Source organism: Intrasporangium calvum (assembly GCF_028446585.1).
Taxonomy (GTDB): Bacteria; Actinomycetota; Actinomycetes; order Actinomycetales; family Dermatophilaceae; genus Intrasporangium; species Intrasporangium calvum_A.
The window spans coordinates 20,967-27,386 of the sequence record NZ_JAPFQL010000072.1; the positions used below are offsets into that span (position 1 = coordinate 20,967).

At 70.7% G+C, this 6,420-nt stretch carries 4 protein-coding genes; 2 read left to right on the forward strand and 2 right to left on the reverse strand.

Going from position 1 to position 6,420, the window contains the following annotated elements; translation table 11 throughout:
• Positions 1–59 precede the first annotated feature (59 nt).
• Positions 60–2,264 (reverse strand): NADP-dependent isocitrate dehydrogenase, encoded by a 2,205-nt coding sequence (locus tag OO014_RS14910; protein WP_272463119.1) that lies wholly within the window; start codon positions 2,262–2,264, stop codon positions 60–62.
• Positions 2,265–2,464: 200 nt separating this feature from the next.
• Between OO014_RS14910 and OO014_RS14915 the strand changes: the two genes are divergently transcribed.
• Positions 2,465–3,826 carry a serine hydrolase domain-containing protein gene (locus tag OO014_RS14915; RefSeq protein WP_272463120.1) on the forward strand — a complete coding sequence of 454 codons (1,362 nt, stop codon included), beginning with the start codon at positions 2,465–2,467 and terminating at the stop codon, positions 3,824–3,826.
• A gap of 40 nt (positions 3,827–3,866) precedes the next feature.
• Here OO014_RS14915 and OO014_RS14920 read toward each other — a convergent pair whose 3' ends face one another.
• A complete protein-coding gene (locus OO014_RS14920) occupies positions 3,867–4,592 on the reverse strand; it encodes a TetR/AcrR family transcriptional regulator (protein WP_272463121.1) in 726 nt (241 codons plus the stop codon).
• Positions 4,593–4,691: 99 nt separating this feature from the next.
• On the opposite strand from OO014_RS14920, the gene OO014_RS14925 reads away from it, so the two are divergent.
• Complete coding sequence (locus tag OO014_RS14925; RefSeq protein WP_272463122.1) at positions 4,692–6,242, forward strand: MFS transporter; 1,551 nt, start codon at positions 4,692–4,694, stop codon at positions 6,240–6,242.
• The last annotated feature ends 178 nt before the right edge of the window (positions 6,243–6,420 follow it).

Consider the following 6,420-nt stretch of genomic DNA (forward strand, 5'->3'; position numbering starts at 1 on the left):
CTCGAGTGGCCCCGCCATCCACAGGTGGACAACGGGGCCACTCGAGTGTGGAGTGAAGGTCAGCCCAGGGTGGCGAGGATGTCGTTGAACGTCTGCGACGGCCGCATGACCGCAGCGACCTTGTCCTCGTCCGTGCGGTAGTAGCCGCCGATGTCGGTCGGCTGGCCCTGCACCGCGATGAGCTCGGCGTCGATGGCGTCGGCCTTCTCGGTCAGCTGGGCCGCCACGTCGGTGAAGGCAGCGGCCAGCTCGGCGTCCTCCGTCTGCGCGGCGAGCTCCTGCGCCCAGTAGACGGCGAGCCAGAAGTGGCTGCCCCGGTTGTCGATCTGGCCGACCCGGCGCGCCGGGGACCGGTTCTCGTCCAGAACCTTGCCGGTCGCCCGGTCGAGGGTGTCGGCGAGGACCTGGGCCTTCGCGTTGCCCGTGACGCCGGCCAGGTGCTCGAAGGACACGGCAATCGCGAGGAACTCGCCGAGGCTGTCCCAGCGCAGGTAGTTCTCGGCGACGAGCTGCTGCACGTGCTTCGGGGCCGAGCCGCCCGCGCCGGTCTCGAAGAGGCCACCGCCGTTGATGAGCGGCACGACCGAGAGCATCTTGGCCGAGGTGCCGAGCTCGAGGATCGGGAAGAGGTCGGTGAGGTAGTCACGCAGGACGTTGCCCGTCACCGAGATCGTGTCCTCGCCCTTGCGGATCCGCTCGAGCGAGAAGGCGATCGCCTCGGTCGGCTTGAGGATGCGGATGTCGAGGCCCTCGGTGTCGTGCTCGCCGAGGTACTCGTTGACCTTGGCGATGAGGTTGGCGTCGTGCGCGCGGGCCTCGTCGAGCCAGAAGACGGCCGGAGCGCCGGTCGCCCGAGCGCGCGTCACCGCGAGCTTGACCCAGTCGCGGATCGGCACGTCCTTGGTCTGGCAGGCGCGCCAGATGTCCCCGGCGGCCACCGAGTGCTCGAGCAGGGCCGTGCCGGAGCCGTCGACGACGCGGACGACACCGTCGGCAGCGATCTCGAACGTCTTGTCGTGGCTGCCGTACTCCTCGGCCGCCTGGGCCATCAGGCCGACGTTGGGGACCGATCCCATGGACGAGGGGTCGAAGGCGCCGTTGGCGCGGCAGTCGTCGATGACGACCTGGTAGATCCCGGCGTACGAGCTGTCGGGCAGCACGGCGAGGGTGTCCTGCTCGTCGCCGGCGGCGTTCCACATGTGTCCGGAGGTGCGGATCATCGCCGGCATCGAGGCGTCGACGATGACGTCGCTCGGCACGTGCAGGTTGGTGATCCCCTTGTCGGAGTTGACCATCGCGATGGCCGGGCCCTCCGCGAAGCCCTTCTCGAAGGCGGCCTCGATCTGCGCCCGCTGGTCCTCGGGCAGGGACTGGATGGCACTGAGGACGGCACCCAGCCCGTCGTTGGGGGAGGCGCCAGCGGCAGTCAGCTCAGCGGCATACGTCTCGAAGACGTCGGGGAAGAAGGCGCGCACGGCGTGCCCGAAGATGATCGGGTCGGAGACCTTCATCATCGTCGCCTTGAGGTGGACGGAGAGCAGCACGCCCTCCTCCTTGGCCCGGGCGACCTGCGCAGCGAGGAACTCGCGCAGCGCGGCGACCTCCATGACGGTGCTGTCGACGACCTCGCCGGCGAGGACCGGGAGTGCGTCCTTGAGGACGGTGGTGGTGCCGTCGGCGGCGACGTGCTCGATCCGGAGGGTGTCGTCGTGCTCGAGGACGACGGACTTCTCGTTGTGGGCGAAGTCGTGCGCGTCCATGGTCGCGACGTTCGTCTTGGAGTCAGCCGACCAGGCGCCCATGGAGTGCGGGTGCTTGCGGGCGTAGTTCTTGACGGAGGCCGGCGCGCGGCGGTCCGAGTTGCCCTCGCGCAGGACCGGGTTGACAGCGGAGCCCTTGACCTTGTCGTAGGCGGCGCGGGCGGCCTTCTCCTCGTCGGTCGTCGGGTTGTCGGGGTAGTCGGGGACTGCGTGGCCCTCGTCCTGCAGCTCCTTGATGGCCGCCTTGAGCTGCGGGATGGAGGCGGAGATGTTGGGCAGCTTGACGATGTTGGCCTCGGGACGCTTGGCCAGCGCGCCGAGCTCGGAGAGGGCGTCGTCAGCGAGCCCGAACGCGGCGAGGATGCGGCCGGCGAGCGAGATGTCGCGGGTCTCCACGTCGACGCCGGCCTTCGCCGCGAACGCCTGGACGATCGGCAGCAGCGACGCCGTGGCGAGCGCGGGGGCCTCGTCGGTGTAGGTGTAGATGATCTTCGAGTCCGTCACCTGAGCTCCATTCCGAGGGTGTTGAGAGAGATCATGAGAAATCTTGACATCAAGATATCCGATGCCACGCCCGCGTGGACACGCCCTCCCATCCTGCCGGGGTCCCGGACGCCACGCCACAGGGTGGGCCGTTCCCGCGACCGCTGCCGTATGCCGCTGGGCTCGGTCGCTGGCCGACGTGCCGTCACTAGGGTGGCCGGGTGAACAGCGACGCTCTCGAGCCAGCAACCGTCCGGCACCTCGACGGGGTGTTGGCGCGCCTCCAACGGGACTCGAGGCTGCCGTCCGTGGCGGCGGGACTGGTGCGGGACGGGCGGATGGTGTGGGGGCGCGCGATCGGGACGCTCGACGGTCGGGCCTCGGGTGAGCCGGCCGACCTCGACACGCAGTACCGGATGGGGTCGATCACCAAGACCTTCGTCGCCGTCGCGGTGATGCGGCTGCGCGATGCGGGCCGGCTCGACCTGGCCGACCGGTTCGAGGACCACGTCCCCGGCTCGCGGCTCGGTGGCGCGACCATCGCCCAGCTGCTCGCGCATGCGGCCGGCGTCCAGGCGGAGACCAACGGCCCGTGGTGGGAGCGGACGCCCGGCGGGTCCTGGGACGACCTGGCCGGGTCGCCGGTCGTCCAGCGGTTCCGGGCCGGGCGGCGGTTCCACTACTCCAACGTCGGCTACGGGGCGCTGGGCGAGCTGCTGGCCCGGGCCCACGGCGAGAGCTGGTTCGACGTGGTGCGCCGGGAGCTGCTCGCACCCTTGGGGATGGAGCGGACGACCGCGCGTCCCGTCGGCAAGGCGGCGCCGGGGTGGGCGGTCCACCCCTTCGCCGACGTCCTGCTCCCCGAGCCGGAGCACGACGCCGGGGCGATGGCACCGGCCGGCCAGTTGTGGACGACGGTGACCGACCTCGCGGCCTGGGCTGCCTTCGCCGCTGGGGACACGGGTGACGTGCTGTCCGCAGACACGTTGGCCGAGATGTTCGAGCCGCACGTCGTAGGCGACAACCCCGGCCTGCCGTGGACCGTCGCGCACGGCCTCGGCTGGCAGGTGTGGAACGTCGAGGGACGGCGGGCTGTCGGGCACGGCGGCTCCATGCCGGGCTTCCTCGCCGGGCTGCGCGTCGACGTCGAGTCGGGCGATGGCCTCGTGTCGTTCACCAACTCAACCGCGGGGCCGTTCGGGCCGCAGGTCAGCGCGCTCCTCACGGAGTTCATGGCGCGGGAGCCGAAGCTGCCCGAGCCCTGGCACGCGGCCGGCGACCCGGGGGTGCTCGAGCTGGTCGGCCTCTGGCACTGGGGACCGAGCGTCACCCTGGCCACGGCCGTTGGCGACCAGCTCCTCCTCGGCGCCCCGGGTGAGGGTCGCGGGTCACGTTTCGAGCGGGTCGGCCCGGACGAGTGGCGCGGCCTCGACGGCTACCACCTCGGCGAGCCGCTGCGCGTCGTCCGCGGCGCCGACGGGTCGGTCTCGCACCTGGACCTGCAGTCGTTCCGCTTCACGCGGACCCCCTACGACCCGGACGCCGACGTGCCGGGCGGGGTCGACGAGCGCGGCTGGGCCTGACCCCGGCAGCGTCTGGTCGGAAGCGGGGTCGATCCGCGCGTCACCCGGCGCGCGCGATGAGGGCCTCGATGCCGTCGAGCAGCAGTCCCAGGCCACGTTCGAACTCCTCGACGTAGAAGTCCTCGTCGTCGTCACCGAGGCCCTCGGGGCCGGCTTTGGCGAGGTGCGGGAAGCGGTCCGGGTCGATCAGCTCGGTGATGAGCTCCAGGTAGCTGCCCTGGGGTGACTCGGGGTCGACCGGTCCGACCAGCCCCATCCGCGTCGACTGGCGGACGTGATTCTGGCCCCACACGTCGACGGCGAGCATGGCGGAAAGTCGTTGCTGGCTGGTCAGGGGCGTGTCGGCGAGGGCTTCGAGGCCTGCTTCCATCCAGGCGATCGCATTGGGTGTGAGGGGTGGCGTGCTCGGCGTCAGCTCGACGGTCCACGGGTGTGCGAGGCGTCGTTCGGCGATCTCGGTGGCCCAGAGTGAGATTCGGCTCCGCCAGTCCCGGTTGCCGTAGTCGAGGTCCGGAGGGCCGTAGGCGACGTCGAGCATGACCGCCTGCAGCTCGTCCTTGCTGTCCACGTAGCGGTAGAGCGACATGGGGGTGAAGCCGACCGCCTCCGCCACGCTCTTCATCGACACGGCGGACAGGCCCGCGCGGTCAGCGATCGCGACGGCGGCGGCCCCGATCTCGGCCACGCTCCGCCCCGGTTTGGGTCCGCGGCGCCCCGTTGGCTCGAGCCCCCACAGCAGCTGCAGGTAGCGGGGGAGCGTGGACATGGGGCCATCCTAGCTAACTGCTTGTGAGATACACAGAAGTCCTCTACTTTTGGCGTACTGCATAAACACTATTGTCACTACACAGTTAGGTTCTGAGCCATGGCACCCTCCACCGCCGGGCGTCGCGAATGGACCGCACTCGCGGTTCTCTGCCTGCCGCTGCTCATCGTCTCGATGGACGTCTCCGTCCTCTTCTTCGCCGTGCCGCACATCGCCGAGGAGCTCGCGCCGACCGCGACCCAGATGCTGTGGATCTTCGACATCTACGGCTTCGTCCTTGCCGGACTCCTCCTCACGATGGGCAACGTCGCCGACCGCATGGGGCGACGGCGCCTCCTGCTCCTGGGCGCCTTCGCGTTCGGCGCCGCATCGGTGGTCGCGGCCTATGCGCCCGGACCCGAGTGGCTGATCCTCGCTCGAGCACTCCTCGGTGTCGGCGGATCAACCCTCATGCCGAGCACCCTGGCGATCATCCGCAACCTGTTCGCCGAACCTGCGCAGAGGGCCAAGGCCGTCGGCATCTGGTCCGCCGTCCTGGCCGGCGGTGTCGGGATCGGGCCAGTCGTCGCGGGCATCCTCCTCGAGCACTACTGGTGGGGGTCGGTGTTCCTCATCAACGTGCCCTTCATGCTGGTCCTCCTGGCCATCGGCCCGTTCCTGCTGCCCGAGTCGCGAAGCGAGACAACGCGGGTGGACCTGCTCAGCTCCGTCCTCTCGCTCACCGCGGTCCTCCCCGTCATCCAGGCGCTGAAGGAGTTTGCCGCGGACGGCTGGGCGCCGGTCCTCGTCGGCTACCTGGGCGTGGGTGCCGTCGCCGGCTTCCTCTTCGTGTGGCGGCAGGGGATGGTCCGCTCCCCGATGGTCGACCTGACGCTCTTCGGGGCCCAGGGCTTCGGCGGCTCCATCGTCATCCAGGTCATCGGCATGTTCGGGATGATGGGCAGCGCCATCCTCACGACCCAGTACATCCAGTCCGTCCTCGGCTACTCCGCGCTCTCCGCCGCGCTCTGGAGCCTGGTGCCCTCACTTCTCGTCGGCGGCGCGGCTCCCGGGGCGGCCGCGGTGGCTGCCCGGATCGGACGTCCACCGGTGATGGCGTTCGCCTTCACCGTCGCGGCCCTCGGCTTCCTCGGAATCCGTTTCGCCCAGGTGGAATCCAGTATCTGGGTGGTGCTGGTTGCCGCCTCGCTCGTCGCCATGGGCCTCGTCGCCGTGGCGGCCCTCGTGACGGAGTACGCCATCGGGGTCGCGCCGGCCGACCGGAGCGGGTCGGTGTCCGCGCTCGTCGAGACCGCGAGCGAGCTCGGCGGCGCCCTCGGGATGGCCGTGCTGGGCAGCGTCCTCGCGGCGGTGTACGGCTCCACGGTCTCCGGTCTGCTCCCGTCCGGGCTGCCCGAGGAGGTGTCCGCCTCCGTGGGTGAGACGCTCGGCGGCGCCACGGTCGCCGCGGGTCAGGTCGGTGGCGAGACCGGTGCCGCGATCCTGGAGGCCGCCCAGGCGGCGTATGTCAGCGGTATGCACGCTGCCGTGCTGTGCGCCGCCGCGGCAGCGGTGCTCGGTGCCCTTGTCGCCCTGACTGCGCTGCCGCGTCACGTGATTCACACCGAAGCGCCCGACGCCGCCCACCCTCCCACTCGAGTGGCCCCCTGATCCACAGGCCCCGCCGGGTGGGGGTGTGGACGGTGGGGCCACTCGAGTGGGGGTGGGGCTGGGAGTGAGCGCGGCGGCATACGGCCGCGTCGTCTGGAGACCGACGAACTCGAGTGGCCCCCTGATCCACAGGCCCGGCCGGGTGGGGGTGTGGACGGTCGGGCCACTCGAGTGGGGG

Coding starts and splice junctions, on each gene's coding strand:
- OO014_RS14925 (WP_272463122.1), top strand. CDS start 4,692: ATGGCACCCTCCACCGCCGGGCGTCGCGAATGGACCGCACTCGCGGTT.
- OO014_RS14920 (WP_272463121.1), bottom strand. CDS start 4,592: ATGTCCACGCTCCCCCGCTACCTGCAGCTGCTGTGGGGGCTCGAGCCA.